Consider the following 19,284-nt stretch of genomic DNA (forward strand, 5'->3'; position numbering starts at 1 on the left):
CTGATCAGGCCGACTTGTTCCTGCGCTTGCTGCGTACCTCATGGCTGATGACCGTGGGTTCCGCCTTGTCCGTGACGACCTCCTTGGTGATCACCACGGTCGCCACGTCCTCACGGCTCGGAAGCTCGAACATGATCGGCAGGAGCACCTCTTCCAGGATCGCCCTCAGGCCGCGGGCACCGGTGCCGCGTTCCAGAGCCTGATCCGCGATGGCCTCCAGCGCTTCGGTCTCGAACTCCAGCTCGACACCGTCCAACTGGAACATCTTCTGGTACTGCTTGCTCAGCGCATTACGCGGTTCCGTGAGGATCCGGATGAGTGCCGGACGGTCCAGATTGGACACACTCGTGATGACGGGAAGCCGCCCGATGAACTCGGGGATGAGGCCGAACTTCAGCAGGTCCTCAGGCAGGACATCGGCGTAATTGTCCGTATGATCCTCAGCCGAGTGCAGCGGGGCACCGAAACCGATGCCCTTCTTGCCCGCACGGGAGCCGATGATCTCCTCAAGACCGGCGAAGGCACCGGCGACGATGAAGAGGACATTCGTGGTGTCGATCTGGATGAATTCCTGGTGGGGGTGCTTCCGCCCGCCCTGCGGAGGAACGCTGGCGACGGTTCCTTCGAGGATCTTCAGGAGAGCCTGCTGCACACCCTCACCCGAAACGTCGCGGGTGATGGAAGGGTTCTCGCTCTTCCGCGAGATCTTGTCGATCTCGTCGATGTAAATGATGCCCTGCTCAGCCTTCTTGACGTCGTAGTCAGCAGCCTGGATGAGCTTGAGCAGAATGTTCTCGACGTCCTCACCGACGTAGCCGGCCTCGGTCAGGGCCGTGGCGTCGGCCACGGCGAACGGGACGTTCAGACGCTTCGCAAGCGTCTGCGCAAGGTATGTCTTGCCGCAACCGGTGGGGCCGACAAGGAGGACGTTGGACTTTGCGACCTCGACGTCCTCGAGCCCTTCGCCCAGGCCGCTGGCCGCTCCCCCGGAACGGATGCGCTTGTAGTGGTTGTAGACCGCTACGGAGAGCGCACGCTTTGCGGGTTCCTGCCCGATCACGAACTGCTGGAGGAAATCGAAGATCTCAAGGGGTTTCGGCAGCTCCATGGGCCCGAGGTCCTTGACCTCCGAAAGCTCCTCTTCGATGATCTCGTTGCAGAGCTCGATGCACTCGTCGCAGATGTAGACACCGGGTCCTGCGATCAGTTTGCGCACCTGCTTCTGGCTCTTGCCACAGAAAGAGCACTTGAGCAGATCCGTGCTCTCACCAATCCGGGCCATCAGGGCAATCCCTTCGTCGCGCGCCCGGTGACGATCCTCACCGGGTTCTCTATGTCTTTCCACTCTATGCCAGGGGCCCGACAGTTTGGCCCAAGACGAACGCCGCCGGGGCGAGTCCCCCGCCGGAACCTGTCACGAATCGTCTTCGTGACAGGTTCCTCGACGGCAGGATCTCGGCCCCGACGGCGTGCCGGATCAGCGGGCGATCGCGCTGCGCTTCACCTTGCGGGAATCCAGAACCTGGTCCACCAGACCGTATTCAACGGCTTCCGCTGCGGTCAGGATCTTGTCGCGCTCGATGTCCTGGTTGACCTGATCGGCGTTGCGTCCCGAGTGCTGAGCAAGCGTCTCTTCGAGCCAGGAACGCATCCGCATGACCTCATTCGCCTGGATCTCCAGATCCGACGCCTGTCCGCCCTGACCGCCGGAGAGGGCGGGCTGGTGGATGAGGACCCTGGCGTTCGGCAGGGCGAGCCGTTTACCCGGCGTGCCGGCTGCCAGAAGGACCGCGGCGGCGCTGGCAGCCTGGCCGAGGCAGACCGTCTGGATCTCCGGACGGATGTACTGCATCGTGTCGTAGATCGCCGTCATGGCGGTGAACGAACCACCCGGGGAGTTGATGTACAGCGTGATGTCACGCTCTGGATCCGTGGACTCAAGGACCAGCAGCTGGGCCATGATGTCATCGGCGGACGCGTCGTCGACCTGGACGCCCAGGAAGATGATGCGGTCCTCGAAGAGCTTGGTGTAGGGGTCCTGGCGCTTGAAGCCGTACGGCGTGCGCTCTTCGAACTGAGGCAGCACGTAGCGGTTGTTGGGCAGGTTCCCGGCGGACCAACCGAAGTTGTAGTTCATTGCAGTGTCTCCTTGAGAATCTGTCCGTTACTTGTTGGTTCCGCCGCCACCGGGGACCGAGGCCGCGTGCTCGGCGATCTTGTCGAAGAAGCCGTACTCCAGGCCCTCCTTCGCCGTGAACCACTTGTCGCGGTCGTTGTCCTTGAGGATGGTCTCCACGCTCTGACCGGTCTGGTCGGCGGTCAGCTCGGCCATGACCTTCTTCATGTGGAGGATCAGCTCGGCCTGGATCTTGATGTCGGAGGCGGTGCCGCCGATCCCGCCGGACGGCTGGTGCATGAGGATCCGGGCATTCGGGGTGGCATAACGCTTTCCCTTGGTGCCGGAGGAGAGCAGGAACTGTCCCATCGAGGCGGCCAGGCCGGTTGCCACGGTGACCACATCGTTCGGGATGAACTGCATGGTGTCGTAGATGGCCATGCCGGCCGTCACCGAACCACCCGGGGAGTTGATGTAGAGGTAGATGTCCTTCTCCGGGTCTTCAGCGGAGAGGAGCAGGAGCTGGGAGCAGATCGCATTGGCGTTCTCGTCACGCACCTCGGATCCGAGCCAGATGATGCGCTCCTTGAGCAGGCGGTTGTAGATGTAGTTGTCCTGCCCTGCAGGGTCAACGCTCGCCATGCGCGGTGCCGGTGTTTGCTGTGACATGATTGCCTACCTCTTTCGTGGATGGCTGCAAACGGATTTCGGTTACTTGGACACTAACCGTTTTCCACGGCCTGTTGTTCGCCAAAACGGCCCTGTTCGCTTTAGGCGCACCGGGCCGCCAGGAACGCCGAAAGCCGCCGGGGTCTCCCCGGCGGCTTTCACAGGCTCTCAGCGTCCGACGACGCTGAACAGTCGACGTCGTGCTCAGTCAGGCCTTGGCGTCTTCGGCTTCCTCAGCAGCCACCTCGGCGGCTTCGGCGGCCAGCTCGTCACGGCTCTTGACGAAATCGCTCAGATCGACGGCCTTGCCCTCGGAATCGACGACCTCCGCCTGGCCCAGAACGACGGCCAGCGCCTTGCGGCGGCGGACCTCGGCGACCATCAGCGGCACCTGGCCGGCCTGGTCGATGATCTGGGCGAACTGGTTCGGGTCCATGCCGTACTGGGCAGAGGTGCTCACCAGGTAGTCGATGAGCTCGTTCTGGGAAACACCGACCTCTTCCTTGTCCGCGATGGCGTCCAGGATGATCTCGTTCTTGAAGGCGCGCTCCGAGTTGGCCGTCACCTCGGCACGGTGCTCCTCGGTGTCGTGATCCTCACCCGAGTTGTTCTCTGCGGAGAAGTGCTGCTCGACCTGCTCGGTGATGACGGACTCGGGAACCGGGACCTCGATCAGCTCAACGAGCTTGTCCAGGACCTTGTCACGAGCTTCCACGCCCTGCTCGACGAGCTTGCCCTCAGAGGCCTTGGTCGCCAGGTCGGCGCGGAGCTCCTCGATGGTGTCGAACTCGGAAGCCAGCTGAGCGAAGTCGTCGTCAGCCTTGGGGAGCTCGCGCTCCTTGACAGCGGTGAGGAGGACCTTAACCTGGGCATCCTTGCCTGCGTGCTCGCCGCCGACCAGCTTGGTGTCGAACACGGCGTCCTCGTCGGCGGACAGGCCGGTGACAGCCTCATCCAGGCCGTCGAGCATGGTGCCGGAACCCACCTGGTAGGACAGGCCGCTGGCGGTGTCCACCTCTTCGCCGTCAATGCTGGCGGTGATGTCGATGGTGATGAAGTCCTTGTCGGCGGCCGGGCGGTCGGCGGCGACGAGGGTGCCGAAGCGGCCACGAAGCTCGTCCAGAGCCTTGACCACGTCGTCCTCGCCGGCCTCTGCGGCGGCGACCTCGACCTTGAGGCCTGCGTAATCCGGCAGCTCGACCTGAGGACGGATGTCGACCTCGACCTGGAACTTCAGCTCGCCGTCGGTTGCGGACGGATCCGGAACCTCGGTGATCTCGACCTCGGGACGGCTCAGCGGGTTGATCTCCGTCTGAGTGACCGCCTGCTGGTACCAGCCATTGAGGCCGTCGTTGATGGCGGTCTCCAGGACGTAGCCGCGGCCGACGCGCTGGTCGATCAGCTTGGACGGAACCTTGCCCTTACGGAAACCCGGGACCTGGATCTGGGTGGCGATGGTCTTGTAAGCCTCGTCGATGCTGGGCTTGAGTTCCTCGAAAGGGACCTCGACGGTGAGCTTGACCCGGGTGGGCGTGAGGTTCTCGACAGCGCTCTTCACGGCGTTCGTTCTCCTGATTTGGTGTCTGGATTCAGTTCTGCGCCGCCGGATTGCTGTAGAACGCACCGATGGCTCATGTGTGCGCAGAGTCGGGGTGACAGGATTTGAACCTGCGACTTCCTGCTCCCAAAGCAGGCGCTCTAGCCAAGCTGAGCTACACCCCGGTAGTGCAGAGGACAGTCTATAGGCCTCGGGCGGTCAATCCCTAAATCGGGATCACCGCACCCCGGGAGCGTCCGTTTTGCCATCGGCCCCGTCGGCTGTTAAGCTCAAACCCGCAACGGGGACGTAGCTCAATGGTAGAGCCTCAGTCTTCCAAACTGATTACGCGGGTTCGATTCCCGTCGTCCCCTCTCCGTTACAGCGAACCCTTCGGTCTCAGGACCGGAGGGTTTCGTTGTTAATCGCGGAACGCGGGGTCACTTAGGGCCCGATCGGATGGGATTATTGGGCCCTAAGTGACCCCGTGTTCTCAGATCAGAGCTGGCAGCCAGGGCACCAATAGAGCTTTCGGCCCGCCATTTCCTTTAGCGCGATGGCGGTCCCACAGCGAAGGCAGGACATTCCCTGCTTCTGATAGACGTGGAATGCCTCGTCATCTCTTGGGTTCTCCCCGGCCCAGCTGTCCGGCGCGGTCGTGATGATCCGGCCGTCCCGGACGCCGTCGGCCAGCAGATCTTCCGCATCCACCCAGAGAGCCTCCGCTTCAGCGGCAGTCAGGGCCGTCCCGGGCCTCAAGGGATCGATCCCCGCCCGGTACAACAGCTCAGCACGGTAAATGTTTCCGATTCCGGCGACCACGGACTGGTCCATCAGCAACTGGCCTACCGCGGTGCGTCGCGAACGGAGCCGACGTCCGAACTCCGGGCCATCCTGCTCGTGGCCCGGCAAGCCCCTGTGCAGTGGATCCGGGCCCAGCTTGGCCCGCGCCGCCGCGGCTTCGGCTTCCGTGATGGCATCGCAACGGCTCGCGCCCCGCAGATCCGCCCAGCCATGATCACTGACCAGCCGCACGCGAACCGCCCCCACCGGGACCGGAGGGCCCGAGTAGTCGCCACCGCCGTCGTCGCGGCTCTCCCGTTCGCCGATACGGCGAGGAGCGCCGATGCTGGAAGCGCCACGGAATGTGCCGTCCCCGCCGAACTCCCAGGCGCCGTAGAGCCCGAGGTGGACATGCAGCCACAGCCCACCCTCGAAACCGAGGAAGAGCTGTTTGCCGTGCGCCTGTGCCTGTTCCAAGGTGCGGCCGTCCAAGAGCGCGGCGCCGGCGGCGAAGCGCCCCTGAGGACTGCTCACCGCCAAACGCCTGCCGGAGAAGACATCATTGAACTGGATGGCCAGTCGCCTGACCGAATGCCCTTCGGGCACTAGGCCGGAACCTGCCCGGTCTGCTCGTAGTCGGCGATCTTTCCGATACGGCGGACATGGCGCTCGTCGTGGCTGAACGGCTCAGTGAGGAATGCCTCGATGAGAGCGGTCGCCTCCTCGACGCTGTGCTGACGGCCGCCGACGGCGACGACGTTGGCGTCGTTATGCTCGCGGGCCAGCCGCGCCGTCGCATCGTTCCACGCCAGAGCCGCGCGGATGCCCTTGACCTTGTTGGCTGCTATCTGTTCGCCATTGCCGGAACCGCCCAGCACGATGCCCAGGGCATGCACGCCCGCCTCCTGATCGGCGATGACGCCAAGAGCCGCGTTGATGCAGAAGCCCGGGTAGTCATCCAGTGCGTCGTATTCGGCCGGGCCATGATCGATCACCTCGTAGCCCTGCGCCGAGAGGTGCTCGACCAAGTGGGCGCTCAGCTCCATTCCGGCGTGGTCTGTGGCGATGTGGACGCGGGGCTTGACGGCGGTGTCGGTCACGTGGGGCTCCGGTGGATTTCGAGGGGAACTTGTCGCCTCCAAGCCTACCCGTCGGCCGGCTGCGTTACGCGGGGCGGTTCAGGCTGCGGAGGGCGGCCGCGAGCCGTTCCGCAGTCTCGTCACTCGGGGCGGAGAAGACCAGTTTCTCCCCCTGCTCCACTGGGAGCAGACGCACCATGACAGCGGGACCGCTCGTGACCAGAAGACTCCGGCCCCATGGCCCGCTTCTGGGGCCCCAGCCGCCGTAGTCCGAAGCCTTGGCGCGCAACGCTTCCGCTGTGAAGATCCGCTCAGCAGGAACCCACGCCGCCGGAGCCAATCCACCGACCCTGATCCCGAGACCCTTCCGGGTCACGGTGATTCTCAGGAGCAGCAGAATGCAGCAGAGGAGATCCAGCACGAGCACGGCGAGGCCGATCCACGGACTCAGAATGCTCAGGAAGGCCGCCGGGAAAACGCCGAGCAAGGCGGCCATGACGAGGACGGAACTACGAGGCCTGGCCCAGACCGGACGGGCGGCCGCGGCGAGCTCTGGATACGCGAGGGCTTCCAGTTCCTCGCGCAGCGCCCTGTCATCCTTGGGGTCCCACTGAGCTGCCGGGGCATAGACGTAGTGCACCAGCAGCCCGAGAGCCACGGCACCACCAGTACCCAGGAGGAGCACGAGTTCGTCGACATGCGACGCGTGGGCGTCCGGGACATCCAGCTGCCCGGCCAGCCCCGCAGCCGCAGCGGTGCAGAGGAAAAGACTCAGGGAGATGCCGATGGAAAGCATGATCCTGCGCATCAGGACAGGGAAGGTCGTGATGGCGGCCAGGAGGAGGAACGGCAATGGCGGGACGACGATGAGCAGCGCGGACACGAGCCGGTAGGACGCGAAGTCCGTGAAGGCGACCCCTCCGGAGGCTTCCCAGCGGAATGCGACGGCGGAGGGCAGACGAGCGGTCAAGGTACCGGACGCGAGCGCGAACGCTGCCGCCACCAGCAGGGGGAAGCCCAGGGCGAAGCGCAGCGTCTTCCAGTCCACGGAGCCGTCACGACGGCGTCTCGTTTCGTCCTCGCCTGGGTTCTCCATAGTTCTTCACGCTACCCTCTGGCGGAGACGAGCGGTCAGCGGGCATAGTTGTGAAACACTAGTTTCACGGTGGCCTCGGGCCGCTTCTCCCCAGGAATGCAAGGAAAGGCGCACATCTTGCCAGGAATGAACCTCACCCGGGCCGAGGCACAGGAGCGCTCCTCCGTGCTTTCGGTCGACTCTTACGCCGTCGATCTCGATCTCACACGAGGCGAGCGGGTCTTCGGGAGCACCACCACCGTGCGCTTCAGTGCCGTCGAGGGAAGCAGCAGCTTCATCGACGCGGTGACCGATTCAGTCTCCAGGATCTCCCTGAACGGCCGTGAGCTGGACCCTGCCGAGGTCTCCGACGGCATCCGCATCCAGCTTCCCGGGCTGGCCACCCAGAACGAACTCACGGTGGTGGCCGAGGCCCCGTACATGAACACCGGAGAGGGGCTGCACCGTTTCGTGGATCCGGTGGACGGCGAGGTCTACCTGTACACGCAGTTCGAGGTCCCGGACTCCCGCCGCATGTTCGCCGTGTTCGAGCAGCCGGATCTGAAAGCGACGTTCACCTTCACGGTGACGACCCCGGCCCACTGGGACGTGGTGTCCAACTCCCCCACCCCTGAGCCCGAGCCCCAGCCGGCCGGCGAGGACGGCGGGGCCCGCGCAAGGTGGAGCTTCGCGCCGACCCCGCGCCTTTCCTCGTACGTCACAGCTTTGATCGCCGGGCCTTATCAGTCGGTCCGCAGCGAGCTCGTCAACGCTGAGGGCCGCACTGTCCCTCTGGGTGTCTTCGCCCGGAAGTCCCTCATGCAGTATCTGGATGCGGAGAACATCTTCGAACTGACCCGCCAGGGCTTCGAGTTCTTCGAGAAGCAGTTCGGCATCGCGTATCCGTTCGAGAAGTACGACCAGCTCTTCGTCCCGGAGTTCAATGCCGGTGCCATGGAGAACGCGGGAGCCGTCACCATCCTGGAAGGCTACGTCTTCCGCGGCCAGGTTCCGCAGGCCCAGGTGGAGCGCCGTGCGATCACGGTACTCCATGAGCTCGCCCACATGTGGTTCGGTGACCTCGTGACCATGCGCTGGTGGAACGATCTCTGGCTCAATGAGTCCTTCGCCGAGTACATGTCGCACCTCGCTGCAGTGGAGAACACATCCTTCACCCACGCCTGGACCACTTTCGCCTCCGTGGAGAAGTCGTGGGCCTACCGTCAGGACCAGCTGCCCAGCACGCACCCGATCTTCGCTCAGATCAACGATCTGGCGGATGTCGAGGTCAACTTCGACGGGATCACCTACGCCAAGGGCGCCTCCGTCCTGCGTCAGCTCGTCGCCTGGGTGGGCCAGGAGGAGTTCATGGCAGGTGTCCGTGCCTACTTCGCCAAGCACGCGTGGAAGAACACCGTGCTGGATGACCTCATGGTGGAACTTGAGGCGGCCAGCGGCCGCGATCTCGGCACCTGGGGGAAGCTCTGGCTGGAGACGGCAGGAGTCAACACCATCCGCCCCGAGCTCACGCTCACCGAGGACGGCACCATCGAGTCCTTCACCCTCCTGCAGACTTCTCCGGAGCAGCACCCGACCCTGCGCCCGCACCGCCTGGCCATCGGCGTCTACGGTCAGGATGAAGACGGCCGCCTGAAGCGCACCCGTCGCCTCGAACTCGACGTCGACGGCGAACGCACCGAGGTGCCCGAACTGGTGGGGCACCGCCACGAGGGCCTGATTCTCATCAACGATGATGACCTGGCCTACACGAAGGTCCGCCTCGATCCCGCGTCCTGGGCCTACGCCCAGGAGCACCTCTCCGCCTTCTCCGAGTCGCTCCCCCGGACCCTCGTATGGGCCTCCGCCTGGGATGCGGCCCGGGATGCCGAAGCCCCGGCACGCGAGTACCTCAAGCTCATCCTGAACAACATCGGAGCGGAGACGGACTCCTCGGTGATCCTGGTCCAGCTCCGGCAGCTGGCGACCACGCTGGGCTTCTATGTCGCTCCCGAGCACCGGGAGCAGAGCATCATCGACGCAGCGGACGCTCTACTGGTCCTGGCCGAGAACGCCGCAGCCGGCAGCGACAACCAGCTTCAGTTCACCAAGGCCTTCGCCTTGCATGCCCGCAGCCAGGCACAGCTCGACGGCGTCGCGGAGATCCTGGACGGCAGCCGGGAGATCCCGGGACTCGCCGTCGAACAGGATCTGCGCTGGGAGCTCCTCACCTCGCTGGTGGTCGGCGGCCGAGCCGGACGCGCCGAGATCGACGCGGAACTGGAGCGGGACAACACCGCGAGTGGCCAGAACGCGGCAGCTCTGGCCAAGGCCGCCATCGCGACGCCCGAAGCCAAGGCCGAGGCGTGGCAGCAGATCGTGGTGGAGGGCTCGCTTTCGAATGCGCTGCAGGGATCCGCGGTCAGCGGCTTCACCCGGGTGCACGACTCCGCCCTGCTGGAACCCTACGCCGAGAAGTTCTTCGACGCGGTTCCGTCCGTGGTGAAGGACCGAACGCTCGCCCTCGCCCAGCAGATCCTCGTGGGGCTCTACCCGTCGTACCAGACGGTCCAGGGCACCGTGGACCGGACGAACGAGTTCCTCGACGGTCTCAACGGCGACAACGCCGCTCTGCGCAGGACCTTGCTGGAGAGCCGTGACGCCGTGGAACGCGCTCTGCGCGCTCAGGCTGCGGACCTCTGAGCCTGCCCACGGCAACTGAAACGGCTCGACGACGGCGGGTGGTCACCTCAGACGGGGTGGCCACCCGCCGTCGTTCCGGCCCGGCGTCTAGGCTGAGTGCATGGCGATCGATCTTCATCACTACGACGTGACCGTCGACTGGACCGGGAACCTGGGAACGGGGACCGAAAGTTACCGGGGCTACTCGCGCAATCACGTGGTGCAGTTGCCGGGCCTGCCCGAGTTGCCCGGGTCAGCGGATCCCACGTTCCACGGGGATCCGGAACGGTACAACCCCGAGCAGTTCCTCCTCACGGCCCTGGCACAGTGCCACATGCTGTCCTACCTTCACGTCGCGGTTCAGCGCGGGGTGGTGGTCACCGCATACCGGGATCACGCCACGGGAACGATGCGGCTCAACCGGGACGGAAGCGGGCAGTTCGAAGAAGTCACGCTGAACCCCCAGGTGACCGTCTCCGACCCCTCTCAGCTGGCTCTCGCGGACGAGTTGCACCATGAAGCGAACCGGTTGTGCTTCATCGCCAACAGCGTGAACTTCCCCGTGCACCACCGTCCGGCGTCGCGCGCCTGACGGGGCCGGCGCGTTTCAGTCCAGAAGGCCGAGAAGCCGCTCCTCCGCGTCCCGGCTCAGCCCGGCCTTCCGGGTCCGTTCCAAGCCTTGGGAACGCTCCCACGCCAAGGTGTCCGCCCAGGTCTCCGCCAGCGGCCTCTGATGCAGGCCGCCTGCGAAGGCACCGTCCGCGGTGCGTGTCATGAAACCTTCGTACCCGGCAGGGAGCCACACCGGCAGCGAGTCCGGGCCCGCCCAGGGCTGCACCTCGTGCTGTTCGAGCCAGGAGTCCTCGGCCACCGTCAGCTCGCCGTCGAAGCCGGAGAGCCGCAGCCATTCGGCCACCTCGTCCACCCAGGGACGCGAGACCCCGGAGGCATTGAGGATTCCTGTGAGCTTCTGTTCCGCCGCCCGGAGGAGGAAAGCCGCATAGTCCCTCACATCGAGGTACTGCACGCTGGACACTTCTCCACGCGGCAGGAGGAGCCGTCCGCCCTGGGACAGCCGCGCAGGCCAGTAGCCGAAGCGGTCGCTCGGGTCGCCCGGACCCACGAGGAGACCCGGGCGGCTCACATGCGCCCGCTCACCGAGCGACTGCAGGACCTCCAGTTCACACCGGACCTTGGCAGCCCCGTACTCCTCCATGGATGTCATCGGCTGCCCTGCGGCGAGCGGCTCCAGGAGTTCTTCGGACTCGTCCCCGCCGGGCCGGTCATGCTCGGCGTAAACCGAACAACTCGACACCAGGGTCCAATGGGCCGCTCTCGCCCCCACGGCCTCAAGCGCCCAGGCCGCGTGATGGGGCTGCCTGGTGACATCGACGACGGCGTCGAACTCACCGTGCAGCGTGTCGAAGGCGGCCGGTCCGGAGTCCCGGTCGCCCCGGTGCCACCGGGCACCGTCCGGCACGGCACCACTGGCTCCTCGCGCCAGGACGTGCGTCTCGTGTCCTGCCTCCACGGCCTGGCGTACCAGCTCCGCGGACAGGAATGCGGTTCCTCCCAGAATGGCTATGCGCATGCGTTCAGGCTACGACGCTAGGGTTGTGGGAGCCATGGGTTCAGCCCACGGCGGATCAGCAGTATCAGCAGCAGGAAGGACTTCATGACAGTCAGGACAGGTTCCGGAGGAGAGGCGGCGATCGTCATGACGGGAGCACCCGTCAACTTCTGGGAGGTGGGGACCGTCATCCTTGTCGGAGTGCTGGTCTGGGCGCTCTCGACCTTTCTGATCCGCAGGGTGAGCCGGCGGATCGCCAAGGGCATCGGGGTTCTCAACAAGGGCCGGTTCCGCTGGGTGGCGCCCGCGCTCCAAGCCCTGGAGAGTCAGCGCCGGGAGCAGCGCGCCCGCACCATCGGCTCTCTCCTGACGAGCGTGGTGACCGTGGTCATCACTGTGATCGTCATCTTCTACGTGCTGAAGGCCTTCGGGGTCGACATCGCGCCCCTGCTCGCCAGCGTCGGAGTGGTCGGCATCGCCATCGGTTTCGGATCGCAGCAGCTGATCCGCGACTACCTGGCGGGTATCTTCATCAGCCTGGAGGACCAGTACGGGATCGGCGATCACATCGTCACCAGTGAGGTGGAAGGGACCGTCAAGGCGGTCGGCCTGCGCATCACCAAGGTCGAGGCGGAGGACGGCACCATCTGGTACCTGCGCAATGGTGAGATCATGAGGGTGGGGAATCGCTCCCAGGGCAACTATGTCCCGCCGCAGGAGGACCCCGCGACGCAGGAAGGGAACTGACGCTCCATGCTCACCCCGGAAGGACGCCCGCAGCTCATGCGCAATGATCCGTTCTCCCAGCCCGATTACACGGACAGCTTCTATGCGCTGATCGGCGGCCATGAAACATTCGTCAGACTCGTGGATGTCTTCTACGAGGGTGTGGCTGAGGACGAACTCCTCCGGCCGATGTACCCCGAGGAGGACCTGGGCCCGGCCAAGCGCCGGCTGACCATGTTCTTCGAACAGTACTGGGGCGGCCCGGGCACTTACAGCGAAGAGCGCGGCCATCCCCGGCTGCGCATGCGGCACATGCCGTTCGCCGTCACGGCGGAGGCCAGGGACCGTTGGCTGCTTCACATGCGCAAGGCGGTGGATGCGCTGGAGCTGCCTCCCCTGCACGAAGCGACACTCTGGGACTACATGGAGCGGGCGGCGCATTCGCTGCTCAACACCCCCAGCTGAGTCCTGGCGGATCTCTTCACAGGAAACGGTCCTGGCCCCTGGGCCAGGACCGTTTCCTGTTCTGTCTCGGTTCTGCAGGTTTCAGTCCCGCACGTTTCAGTCCTGCAGGAGCGCTGCGCGGCGTACCAGAACGTGCCCGGCCGGAGTGCTCAGCCGCCACCAGGTTCCGTGGCGGAAGAGCAGGGCCGCGCTCCCCTCGGTGAGGAAACCGAGCGTGTGAGCCGCGAAGGCCGCACCCCTGGGAAAGCCTCGATACGCCGTCGGATCCGCGCCCGGTGCGAGGCTCCACGCGCCGTCGAACTCCTCGCCCCAGACCGTCGCCCGGGCGTTGTTGACGATCAAGGCACCCGGACTGTCCGGCAGGACGCCTGCGACACGAGAGATTCCGTCCTCCGCCGCGGTGCGCAGGGCGGCGGCCCCGATCGAGGCAACCGGCTCCCAGGGCCCCTTGGGGACGCTCACACCGGCCCACGATTCCCGGACGGTGGTCGGGGGGACGTCCAGATGCGAAGCCTCCGGGTCACGGGCGATCCGGTCCAGGACTGCCGAAAGCGGGACGGTCACGTCGAGTTCGACGCCGGTCGTCAGGGCAATGGTTCGCAGCCCCAGAACCGTCGGAGTGGCCTCCCCGAGGAGCGCTGGGCGCAACACGCAGACCGATGCCAGGAGCACCGGCCCGGAGGCTTGCAGACGCACCCCTGAATCCTGAATCGATTTCGCACGGGTGACGAAGTTCTTCAGGTCCGCGAGGTCGCGGGCATCACTGAATTCGAGCTGTTCCGGGACGGAGACGGTGGGTGCTTGCACCCCAAGGACTTTACCGTCGCGCACCGCTCTGCGGGGCGGCCCGTGTCATACATCTCAGTCTGAGCCGGTCACCGGCGGGTCGCCGCTGCGCGACGCCGGAATGGCACCGGTTCTCCGCTCCACCGTTCCAGGGCGTGGCGCTGCGCCTGACTGAGCCGAACAGGCGCTCCGCTCTCACGGCCGACCAGGACCATTGCGGACGCCGCCAGCGCGTACACGGCAGAACCATCGGGCTCGGCCACTTCATAGCCGAAGTCGAAGCTGGAACCGCCGATGCCCGTGACCCAGATGTTCACCTGGACGGGTTCGGTACGGAACAGCAAGGGGCGCACGTACTCGATCTCATGCCGGGCCACGAGGGTGAAATTCTCCACGCCCACCAGATCATGGAACGTGTCCTCCTCCACGGCACCGGCGCCGGCATCTCCGCCCAGGGTTCGGTGGATCAGCTGGACGCGGGCGTCCTCGAGATAGGAGAGGTAGACCACGTTGTTGACGTGACCGTAGCTGTCGATGTCTCCGAAGCGGATCTGGACAGGGAAACTCAAACCGGCACGTGCACTCATGTCATGGCATTCTTCCAGATGCGTCCTCGGACACCGTGTCGACGCACCTCAGCGACGGCTTCGTCCGGTTCCGTGACGGTTGCCGGGGCTGCGTCGGCTCGCTTGATGGGCTCCGATTGCACTGAGTAGAGTCAGCAGCATGAGTGGCGAGACCCTGAATTCCTCCGTCCCCGGCGACAGGCCGATGGAGGCCGGCCGTAAGGCGACCCAGGAGCTGCTCAAGCTCCTGAAACTGGACGATTTCAACGGCATCCGCACTGACGAGGACATCTTCGTAGGGCCTGTGCACGAGCAGCCTCGCAGCAGGGTGTTCGGCGGTCAGGTCCTGGCCCAGTCGCTCATGGCGGCGGGGCGGACGGTGGACCCGGAGCGTGCTGTCCACTCCATGCACGGTTACTTCCTCCGAGCCGGGGACTCTCACGAGACCATCACCTTCGGTGTGCAGCGGCTACGGGACGGAAAGTCCTTCTCGGCGCGGCGTGTCCACGCCTATCAGGGCGGGGTCCCGATCCTTTCGATGATCGCGTCGTTCCAGACGCCAGACGACGGCGTGGAGCATTCCGAGGCGATGCCGGCGGGGTTGCCCGAGCCCGAGTCGCTGCCGACCACCGCAGATCTGCTGGCCGGCATCGATCACCCGGTGGCGCGCTACTGGGCCTTGGAACGCGCTTTCGACATCCGGCATATCGACGCGCCGCTCTACCTCTCCGCAGACCCTGAGGTCAGCAGCCGCAACGCCGTGTGGATGAGGACCTTCGACCGGCTGCCCGACGATCCCGCCCTTCACCGCGCCGCGTTGGCCTACGCGAGCGATTACACCCTTCTGGAACCGATCCTGCGCCGCCACTCGCTCGCCTGGAGCAAGCCGGGGATGAGCGTGGCGAGCCTGGATCACGCCATGTGGTGGCACCGCCCGGTGCGCGCCGACGAGTGGCTCCTGTATGTCCAGGACTCCCCCAGCGCCCAGAATTCGCGTGGTCTGGCCCAGGGACGGATTTATGACCGTCAGGGGCTTCTGGTGGCATCCGTGGCGCAGGAGGGCATGGTGCGCATTCCGGAGCTCTGAGGCTCTCAGGACTGTCCTGCATCCAAGAACGCACAGCACAAGGGCCGGTGACCACGGGGTTCCCGTGGTCACCGGCCCTTGTGCTGTGCGTGATGCGCTCAGTCGCGGGTCAGACGACGGTGCGTGACGCGATGCGGACGGGCCGCTTCTGCGCCCAGGCGCTCGATCTTGTTCTCTTCGTAGGACTCGAAGTTGCCCTCGAACCAGTACCAGTTCGCCGGGTCTTCCTCGGTGCCTTCGTAGGCCAGGATGTGCGTGGCCACTCGGTCCAGGAACCAGCGGTCGTGGCTGACCACGACGGCGCAGCCCGGGAACTCGAGCAGCGCGTTCTCAAGGCTGCTGAGCGTCTCGACGTCGAGGTCGTTGGTGGGCTCATCGAGCAGCAGCACGTTGCCGCCCTGCTTGAGAGTCAGCGCCAGGTTGAGGCGGTTTCGCTCACCACCGGAGAGCACTCCGGCCTTCTTCTGCTGGTCCGGGCCCTTGAAACCGAAGGCTGCGACGTAGGCGCGGGAGGGCATTTCGACCTGGCCGACCTGGATGAAGTCCAGGCCGTCGGAGACGACCTGGAAAAGGGTCTTCTCGGGGTCGATGCCACCACGGCTCTGATCGACGTAGGAGATCTTGACGGTCTCGCCGATCTTCAGATCGCCACCGTCGAGGGGTTCGAGGCCGACGATGGTCTTGAAGAGCGTGGACTTGCCGACGCCGTTGGGGCCGATGACACCCACGATCCCGTTGCGGGGCAGGGAGAAGGACAGGCCGTCGATCAGGACGCGGTCATCGAAACCCTTGCGGAGCTTATCCGCTTCGATGACCAGGTTGCCCAGGCGCGGTCCCGGCGGGATCTGGATCTCTTCGAAGTCGAGCTTGCGGGTCCGTTCAGCCTCCGCCGCCATCTCCTCGTACCGGGCCAGACGGGCCTTCGACTTGGTCTGGCGACCCTTGGCGTTGGATCGGACCCAGTCGAGTTCCTCGGCCAGGCGCTTCGCCTGCTTGGCGTCCTTCTTGCCCTGGACTTCGAGACGGGCGCGCTTCTTCTCCAGGTAAGTGGAGTAGTTGCCTTCGTAGGGGTACAGGCGCCCGCGGTCGACCTCACAAATCCACTGGGCCACGTGATCCAGGAAGTAACGGTCGTGGGTGACGGCCAGGACGGCACCTTCGTAGCTGCTCAGGTGCTGTTCCAGCCAGAGCACGCTCTCGGCGTCGAGGTGGTTGGTGGGCTCGTCGAGCAGCAGCAGGTCGGGTTTCTGGAGGAGCAGCTTGCAGAGCGCGACGCGGCGGCGTTCACCACCGGAGAGCACCTTGACGTCAGCGTCGGCGGGCGGGCAACGGAGTGCGTCCATCGCCTGTTCCAGCTGGGAATCGAGATCCCAGGCGTTAGCGGCGTCGATCGCTTCCTGGAGCTTGCCCATCTCCTCCAGAAGAGCGTCGTAGTCGGCGTCCGGGTTGGCCATCTCCTCGGAGATCTCATTGAAACGCTGGACCTTGGAGTAGATCTCAGCGACGCCCTCCTGGACGTTTCCGAGAACGGTCTTGTCTTCGTTGAGGGGAGGCTCCTGGAGCAGGATGCCGACGGAGTAGCCGGGGCTCAGCCGGGCCTCGCCGTTGGAGGGGGTGTCCAGACCCGCCATGATCTTCAGGATGGTCGACTTGCCAGCACCGTTGGGTCCCACGACGCCGATCTTGGCACCGGGGAAGAACGACATGCTGACGTCATCGAGAATGACCTTGTCACCAACGGCCTTGCGGGCCTTGGTCATCGTGTAAATGAATTCCGCCATGACCTTAAATCTAGTGCGTCAGCCCGGCTAAGTCCTATTTCGTTTCTGAGGCACCGGCCGGCGCAGTCTCTGGATCGTCAGTGCTGGTCCCCGATAAAGCAACTTCCGTCCGCGAGCACCGGAAGCAACGCCGAGCTGATCTTCCCATCCCTCACGTAGACGAAAGCACAGCTTCCCTTCGCCACCACTGCAGCCCCGACCAGCGAGTCCGCTTGCAGCCCTGTCGGTGTGGTGGAGTGGCTGACCTGGACCGCAGCACCCTTGGGTGCGGCCCCGGAGATGGCGGCGCGCAGGGCGTCGGAGCTCGGGTTGGAGACACCTCCGAGGCTCTTCTGCACGGCCTCCTGAACCGCACGACGAGCCTGTTCCGCCGCACTTGGAGGTGTGGCGGTGGGTTCGACGGGATGCGATGCCGGAACCGACTGCGCAGAAGAACTTCCTTCGGAGGAGCCGGAGGCGCCATCCGAAGCGACCACCGGCGACGACGAGCAAGCGGCCAGCATCAACGCAGCCAGGACGAGTCCCACTGAGCCCATGGCACGGGACATCCGGCGTGAGACCACGGCGTCACCTGTGACCGCCATGGCGCTGGGCTGGGGGAAAGTAGCTCGCTGCATCATGCGCCATTCTGCCATGTCCGGCTGAAGAGACAGTGGCCACGGCTGCAGGGACAGCGGCCTCGACTGAAGAGACAGCGGGCGGAGGGAACGCCCGCTGTCCCTCACTCCGTGACCACCCGGCGTCACCTCCGACTCGGCCGGCCTGTTCAGGCGGCGTCGCTGTACTCCGTCTCCTCACCACCGCGCTCCGACGTAACCGCATCCCGGGACGAATCCGTCACCGGTCCGTCTCCGCCGCCTGGCCCACCAACCGATTCCGCATCTCGATGCCCTGCGACCTCGCCCGTTGCCGGATCGACGCGCATCCCGTCGACCAGGACAGCACCGTCCGACTGTTCCACAGCCTCATCCGGCCCGTCCTCGCCGGGATCCTTCGCCGCGGCGAGTGCTACGACGGCGGCCAACGACGAGTTCCGTTGGTAGTTGGCCGTGCCCCAGCTGAGGTCATGGCCGATGCTCTCCGCCTCGATCTGGGCGACGTGGAACGTCTTCCCCTCGTCGTTCCTCCACTGGCGCAGTTTCAGACGCCCCAGGACGACCACTCGCTGCCCTTTCCTGACGCTGCCTGCGATGTTCCCGGCAAGCTGCCGGTACGCCTGGACGGTGAACCAATTGGTCTCCCCGTCCACCCACTGCTGGGTCGCACGGTCATAGTGCCGGTCCGTGGACCCCATCCGGAAGCTCGCCGTGTTGACGCCGCCGCTGGTGACCCCTGGCCTGACCTCGCCGGCGACGAACCCCCGGATCGTGATGCTGTCCGCCATGATGTTCTCTCCTCTCGAATGGCTGATACAGCCAGCCTGGAGCAGAAAACCACCGCAGCAGCGAAGAGGACCTCTCATGTGGACAACGTCCCGAGCCGTCCATCCACAGATTCGGGTAGACTCGATGCGCCGCCGGGCTTTCCCGGCAGGCCCCTGTAGCTCAGAGGATAGAGCAGCGGCCTTCTAATCCGACGGTCGGGGGTTCGATTCCCTCCAGGGGCACCCGGATATGCAATGCGGGCCCGGTCTGTGGACCGGGCCCGCATTGCATGCTCAGCGCTTCCGGTACTTCAGGTACACCAGGCCGTTGTCGAAGGAACGGGTGCCGTCGAGGATCAGGTCCAGCCGGACGTTCTCCGGGAAGAACCGCTTCCCGCCACCGACCACGCTTGTGGTGACGAAGAGGTGGTATTCGTCCACCAGACCGGCCCTGATCGCTTGGGCTGCGAGGTTGGGACCGTCCACCGTGAGGTCGTGATCCGACTCGGCCTTCAGACGCCGGACCTCATCAGGGTCAAAGCTGCGCTCGATGCGGGTCTTCGCACTCGAGACGGACTCCAGCGACGTCGAATAGACCACTTTCTCCGCGGCTTGCCAGTCCCGCGCGTACTCCACGATGTGCGGCGGCGCATCCGGCAGGGTGTGGGCGGTCTCCCAGAAGACCATGGTCTCGTACATCCGCCGCCCATAAAGGTAGGTGCCCACGTCGCGGAAGAGGTCCCCGATGAAGCTGTGCACCTCCGGATCCTCGGCACCGTCTCCGAGACCGCCCTCTGTCGCCTCGGCATAGCCATCGAGCGAGGTGATCATCGAGTAGATGAGCTTCGCCATGTTCTGCTCCTCCCTTTGGTGATGAGACCACCATCTCATCGCGACGGCTTGGGGCAATACCAGCAGGGCTGAAGAGATCAGCCCCCGGGGCACCGGCGATTCCTCTCCGCTGCGTACAATCGCAGCGTGACACTCCCCCATCGCCCTTTG

At 65.2% G+C, this 19,284-nt stretch carries 19 protein-coding genes and 3 tRNA genes; 7 read left to right on the forward strand and 15 right to left on the reverse strand.

Annotation, left to right across the window (positions count from 1 at the left end; translation table 11 throughout):
- Positions 1-4: 4 nt before the first annotated feature.
- The 5 genes from clpX to ACIPXZ_RS04155 all read right to left on the reverse strand — a co-directional run bounded on the left by clpX (position 5) and on the right by ACIPXZ_RS04155 (position 4,507).
- Positions 5-1,282 (reverse strand): ATP-dependent Clp protease ATP-binding subunit ClpX, encoded by a 1,278-nt coding sequence (clpX, locus tag ACIPXZ_RS04135; protein WP_400590868.1) that lies wholly within the window; start codon positions 1,280-1,282, stop codon positions 5-7.
- 195 nt (positions 1,283-1,477) lie between these two features.
- Positions 1,478-2,137, reverse strand: a complete 660-nt coding sequence (locus ACIPXZ_RS04140; protein ID WP_400590869.1) for an ATP-dependent Clp protease proteolytic subunit — start codon at positions 2,135-2,137, stop codon at positions 1,478-1,480.
- Between the two features lie 27 nt (positions 2,138-2,164).
- Positions 2,165-2,758 (reverse strand): ATP-dependent Clp protease proteolytic subunit, encoded by a 594-nt coding sequence (locus ACIPXZ_RS04145; RefSeq protein ID WP_400591088.1) that lies wholly within the window; start codon positions 2,756-2,758, stop codon positions 2,165-2,167.
- 235 nt (positions 2,759-2,993) lie between these two features.
- Positions 2,994-4,343 carry a trigger factor gene (gene tig / locus ACIPXZ_RS04150; RefSeq protein WP_400590870.1) on the reverse strand — a complete coding sequence of 450 codons (1,350 nt, stop codon included), beginning with the start codon at positions 4,341-4,343 and terminating at the stop codon, positions 2,994-2,996.
- Positions 4,344-4,432: 89 nt separating this feature from the next.
- Positions 4,433-4,507, reverse strand: a tRNA-Pro gene (locus ACIPXZ_RS04155).
- 118 nt (positions 4,508-4,625) lie between these two features.
- On the opposite strand from ACIPXZ_RS04155, the gene ACIPXZ_RS04160 reads away from it, so the two are divergent.
- Positions 4,626-4,696 (forward strand) — tRNA-Gly (locus ACIPXZ_RS04160).
- A gap of 124 nt (positions 4,697-4,820) precedes the next feature.
- Here the strand turns inward: ACIPXZ_RS04160 and ACIPXZ_RS04165 are convergent.
- The 3 genes from ACIPXZ_RS04165 to ACIPXZ_RS04175 form a co-directional block, all read right to left on the reverse strand.
- Positions 4,821-5,711 (reverse strand): Fpg/Nei family DNA glycosylase, encoded by an 891-nt coding sequence (locus ACIPXZ_RS04165; protein WP_400590871.1) that lies wholly within the window; start codon positions 5,709-5,711, stop codon positions 4,821-4,823.
- Positions 5,711-6,205, reverse strand: coding sequence for a ribose-5-phosphate isomerase (locus ACIPXZ_RS04170; protein WP_400590872.1), 495 nt, complete (start codon positions 6,203-6,205; stop codon positions 5,711-5,713). Before ACIPXZ_RS04170 ends, ACIPXZ_RS04165 begins: the two co-directional genes overlap by 1 nt.
- Before the next feature lie 64 nt (positions 6,206-6,269).
- The gene (locus tag ACIPXZ_RS04175) at positions 6,270-7,280 is read right to left on the reverse strand and encodes a hypothetical protein (RefSeq protein WP_400590873.1); all 1,011 of its coding nucleotides are present in this window, start codon (positions 7,278-7,280) and stop codon (positions 6,270-6,272) included.
- Between the two features lie 126 nt (positions 7,281-7,406).
- On the opposite strand from ACIPXZ_RS04175, the gene pepN reads away from it, so the two are divergent.
- A complete protein-coding gene (gene pepN / locus ACIPXZ_RS04180) occupies positions 7,407-9,959 on the forward strand; it encodes an aminopeptidase N (RefSeq protein WP_400590874.1) in 2,553 nt (850 codons plus the stop codon).
- Positions 9,960-10,059: 100 nt separating this feature from the next.
- On the forward strand, positions 10,060-10,530 hold the full coding sequence (locus ACIPXZ_RS04185) for an OsmC family protein (protein WP_400590875.1): 471 nt from the start codon (positions 10,060-10,062) through the stop codon (positions 10,528-10,530).
- Positions 10,531-10,545: 15 nt separating this feature from the next.
- Here ACIPXZ_RS04185 and ACIPXZ_RS04190 read toward each other — a convergent pair whose 3' ends face one another.
- A complete protein-coding gene (locus ACIPXZ_RS04190; protein WP_400590876.1) occupies positions 10,546-11,529 on the reverse strand; it encodes an NAD-dependent epimerase/dehydratase family protein in 984 nt (327 codons plus the stop codon).
- 126 nt (positions 11,530-11,655) lie between these two features.
- On the opposite strand from ACIPXZ_RS04190, the gene ACIPXZ_RS04195 reads away from it, so the two are divergent.
- Both ACIPXZ_RS04195 and ACIPXZ_RS04200 read left to right on the forward strand, forming a co-directional pair.
- A complete protein-coding gene (locus tag ACIPXZ_RS04195) occupies positions 11,656-12,255 on the forward strand; it encodes a mechanosensitive ion channel family protein (RefSeq protein ID WP_400591089.1) in 600 nt (199 codons plus the stop codon).
- Positions 12,256-12,261: 6 nt separating this feature from the next.
- A complete protein-coding gene (locus ACIPXZ_RS04200; protein ID WP_400590877.1) occupies positions 12,262-12,699 on the forward strand; it encodes a globin in 438 nt (145 codons plus the stop codon).
- A 96-nt stretch (positions 12,700-12,795) separates the two neighbouring features.
- On the opposite strand, the gene ACIPXZ_RS04205 is transcribed toward ACIPXZ_RS04200, so the two are convergent.
- Positions 12,796-13,506 carry a hypothetical protein gene (locus ACIPXZ_RS04205; RefSeq protein WP_400590878.1) on the reverse strand — a complete coding sequence of 237 codons (711 nt, stop codon included), beginning with the start codon at positions 13,504-13,506 and terminating at the stop codon, positions 12,796-12,798.
- Positions 13,507-13,574: 68 nt separating this feature from the next.
- Positions 13,575-14,072, reverse strand: coding sequence for an acyl-CoA thioesterase (locus ACIPXZ_RS04210; protein WP_400590879.1), 498 nt, complete (start codon positions 14,070-14,072; stop codon positions 13,575-13,577).
- A 184-nt stretch (positions 14,073-14,256) separates the two neighbouring features.
- On the opposite strand from ACIPXZ_RS04210, the gene ACIPXZ_RS04215 reads away from it, so the two are divergent.
- Entirely contained in the window at positions 14,257-15,138 is an 882-nt protein-coding gene (locus tag ACIPXZ_RS04215) for an acyl-CoA thioesterase (protein WP_400591091.1), read from the forward strand.
- 98 nt (positions 15,139-15,236) lie between these two features.
- Here ACIPXZ_RS04215 and ettA read toward each other — a convergent pair whose 3' ends face one another.
- The 3 genes from ettA to ACIPXZ_RS04230 form a co-directional block, all read right to left on the reverse strand.
- Positions 15,237-16,919, reverse strand: a complete 1,683-nt coding sequence (gene ettA / locus ACIPXZ_RS04220) for an energy-dependent translational throttle protein EttA (RefSeq protein ID WP_400590880.1) — start codon at positions 16,917-16,919, stop codon at positions 15,237-15,239.
- Positions 16,920-16,996: 77 nt separating this feature from the next.
- Positions 16,997-17,539 (reverse strand): DUF6993 domain-containing protein, encoded by a 543-nt coding sequence (locus tag ACIPXZ_RS04225; protein WP_400590881.1) that lies wholly within the window; start codon positions 17,537-17,539, stop codon positions 16,997-16,999.
- A 146-nt stretch (positions 17,540-17,685) separates the two neighbouring features.
- Complete coding sequence (locus ACIPXZ_RS04230) at positions 17,686-18,303, reverse strand: single-stranded DNA-binding protein (RefSeq protein ID WP_400590882.1); 618 nt, start codon at positions 18,301-18,303, stop codon at positions 17,686-17,688.
- A gap of 149 nt (positions 18,304-18,452) precedes the next feature.
- On the opposite strand from ACIPXZ_RS04230, the gene ACIPXZ_RS04235 reads away from it, so the two are divergent.
- A tRNA-Arg gene (locus tag ACIPXZ_RS04235) sits at positions 18,453-18,525 on the forward strand.
- Positions 18,526-18,576: 51 nt separating this feature from the next.
- On the opposite strand, the gene ACIPXZ_RS04240 is transcribed toward ACIPXZ_RS04235, so the two are convergent.
- Positions 18,577-19,134 carry a dihydrofolate reductase family protein gene (locus ACIPXZ_RS04240; protein ID WP_400590883.1) on the reverse strand — a complete coding sequence of 186 codons (558 nt, stop codon included), beginning with the start codon at positions 19,132-19,134 and terminating at the stop codon, positions 18,577-18,579.
- Positions 19,135-19,284: the final 150 nt, after the last annotated feature.

The organism is Arthrobacter sp. NPDC090010, assembly GCF_044748305.1.
Taxonomy (GTDB): Bacteria; Actinomycetota; Actinomycetes; order Actinomycetales; family Micrococcaceae; genus Arthrobacter_E.

What these genes read in the sequence shown, in the direction of transcription:
- clpX (WP_400590868.1), bottom strand. Translation starts at nt 1,282, where the DNA reads ATGGCCCGGATTGGTGAGAGCACGGATCTGCTCAAGTGCTCTTTCTGT.
- ACIPXZ_RS04140 (WP_400590869.1), bottom strand. Translation starts at nt 2,137, where the DNA reads ATGAACTACAACTTCGGTTGGTCCGCCGGGAACCTGCCCAACAACCGC.
- ACIPXZ_RS04145 (WP_400591088.1), bottom strand. Translation starts at nt 2,758, where the DNA reads ATGGCGAGCGTTGACCCTGCAGGGCAGGACAACTACATCTACAACCGC.
- ACIPXZ_RS04175 (WP_400590873.1), bottom strand. Translation starts at nt 7,280, where the DNA reads ATGGAGAACCCAGGCGAGGACGAAACGAGACGCCGTCGTGACGGCTCC.
- pepN (WP_400590874.1), top strand. Translation starts at nt 7,407, where the DNA reads ATGAACCTCACCCGGGCCGAGGCACAGGAGCGCTCCTCCGTGCTTTCG.
- ACIPXZ_RS04185 (WP_400590875.1), top strand. Translation starts at nt 10,060, where the DNA reads ATGGCGATCGATCTTCATCACTACGACGTGACCGTCGACTGGACCGGG.
- ACIPXZ_RS04190 (WP_400590876.1), bottom strand. Translation starts at nt 11,529, where the DNA reads ATGCGCATAGCCATTCTGGGAGGAACCGCATTCCTGTCCGCGGAGCTG.
- ACIPXZ_RS04195 (WP_400591089.1), top strand. Translation starts at nt 11,656, where the DNA reads ATGACGGGAGCACCCGTCAACTTCTGGGAGGTGGGGACCGTCATCCTT.
- ACIPXZ_RS04200 (WP_400590877.1), top strand. Translation starts at nt 12,262, where the DNA reads ATGCTCACCCCGGAAGGACGCCCGCAGCTCATGCGCAATGATCCGTTC.
- ACIPXZ_RS04210 (WP_400590879.1), bottom strand. Translation starts at nt 14,072, where the DNA reads ATGAGTGCACGTGCCGGTTTGAGTTTCCCTGTCCAGATCCGCTTCGGA.
- ACIPXZ_RS04215 (WP_400591091.1), top strand. Translation starts at nt 14,257, where the DNA reads ATGGAGGCCGGCCGTAAGGCGACCCAGGAGCTGCTCAAGCTCCTGAAA.
- ettA (WP_400590880.1), bottom strand. Translation starts at nt 16,919, where the DNA reads ATGGCGGAATTCATTTACACGATGACCAAGGCCCGCAAGGCCGTTGGT.
- ACIPXZ_RS04225 (WP_400590881.1), bottom strand. Translation starts at nt 17,539, where the DNA reads ATGATGCAGCGAGCTACTTTCCCCCAGCCCAGCGCCATGGCGGTCACA.
- ACIPXZ_RS04230 (WP_400590882.1), bottom strand. Translation starts at nt 18,303, where the DNA reads ATGGCGGACAGCATCACGATCCGGGGGTTCGTCGCCGGCGAGGTCAGG.
- ACIPXZ_RS04240 (WP_400590883.1), bottom strand. Translation starts at nt 19,134, where the DNA reads ATGGCGAAGCTCATCTACTCGATGATCACCTCGCTCGATGGCTATGCC.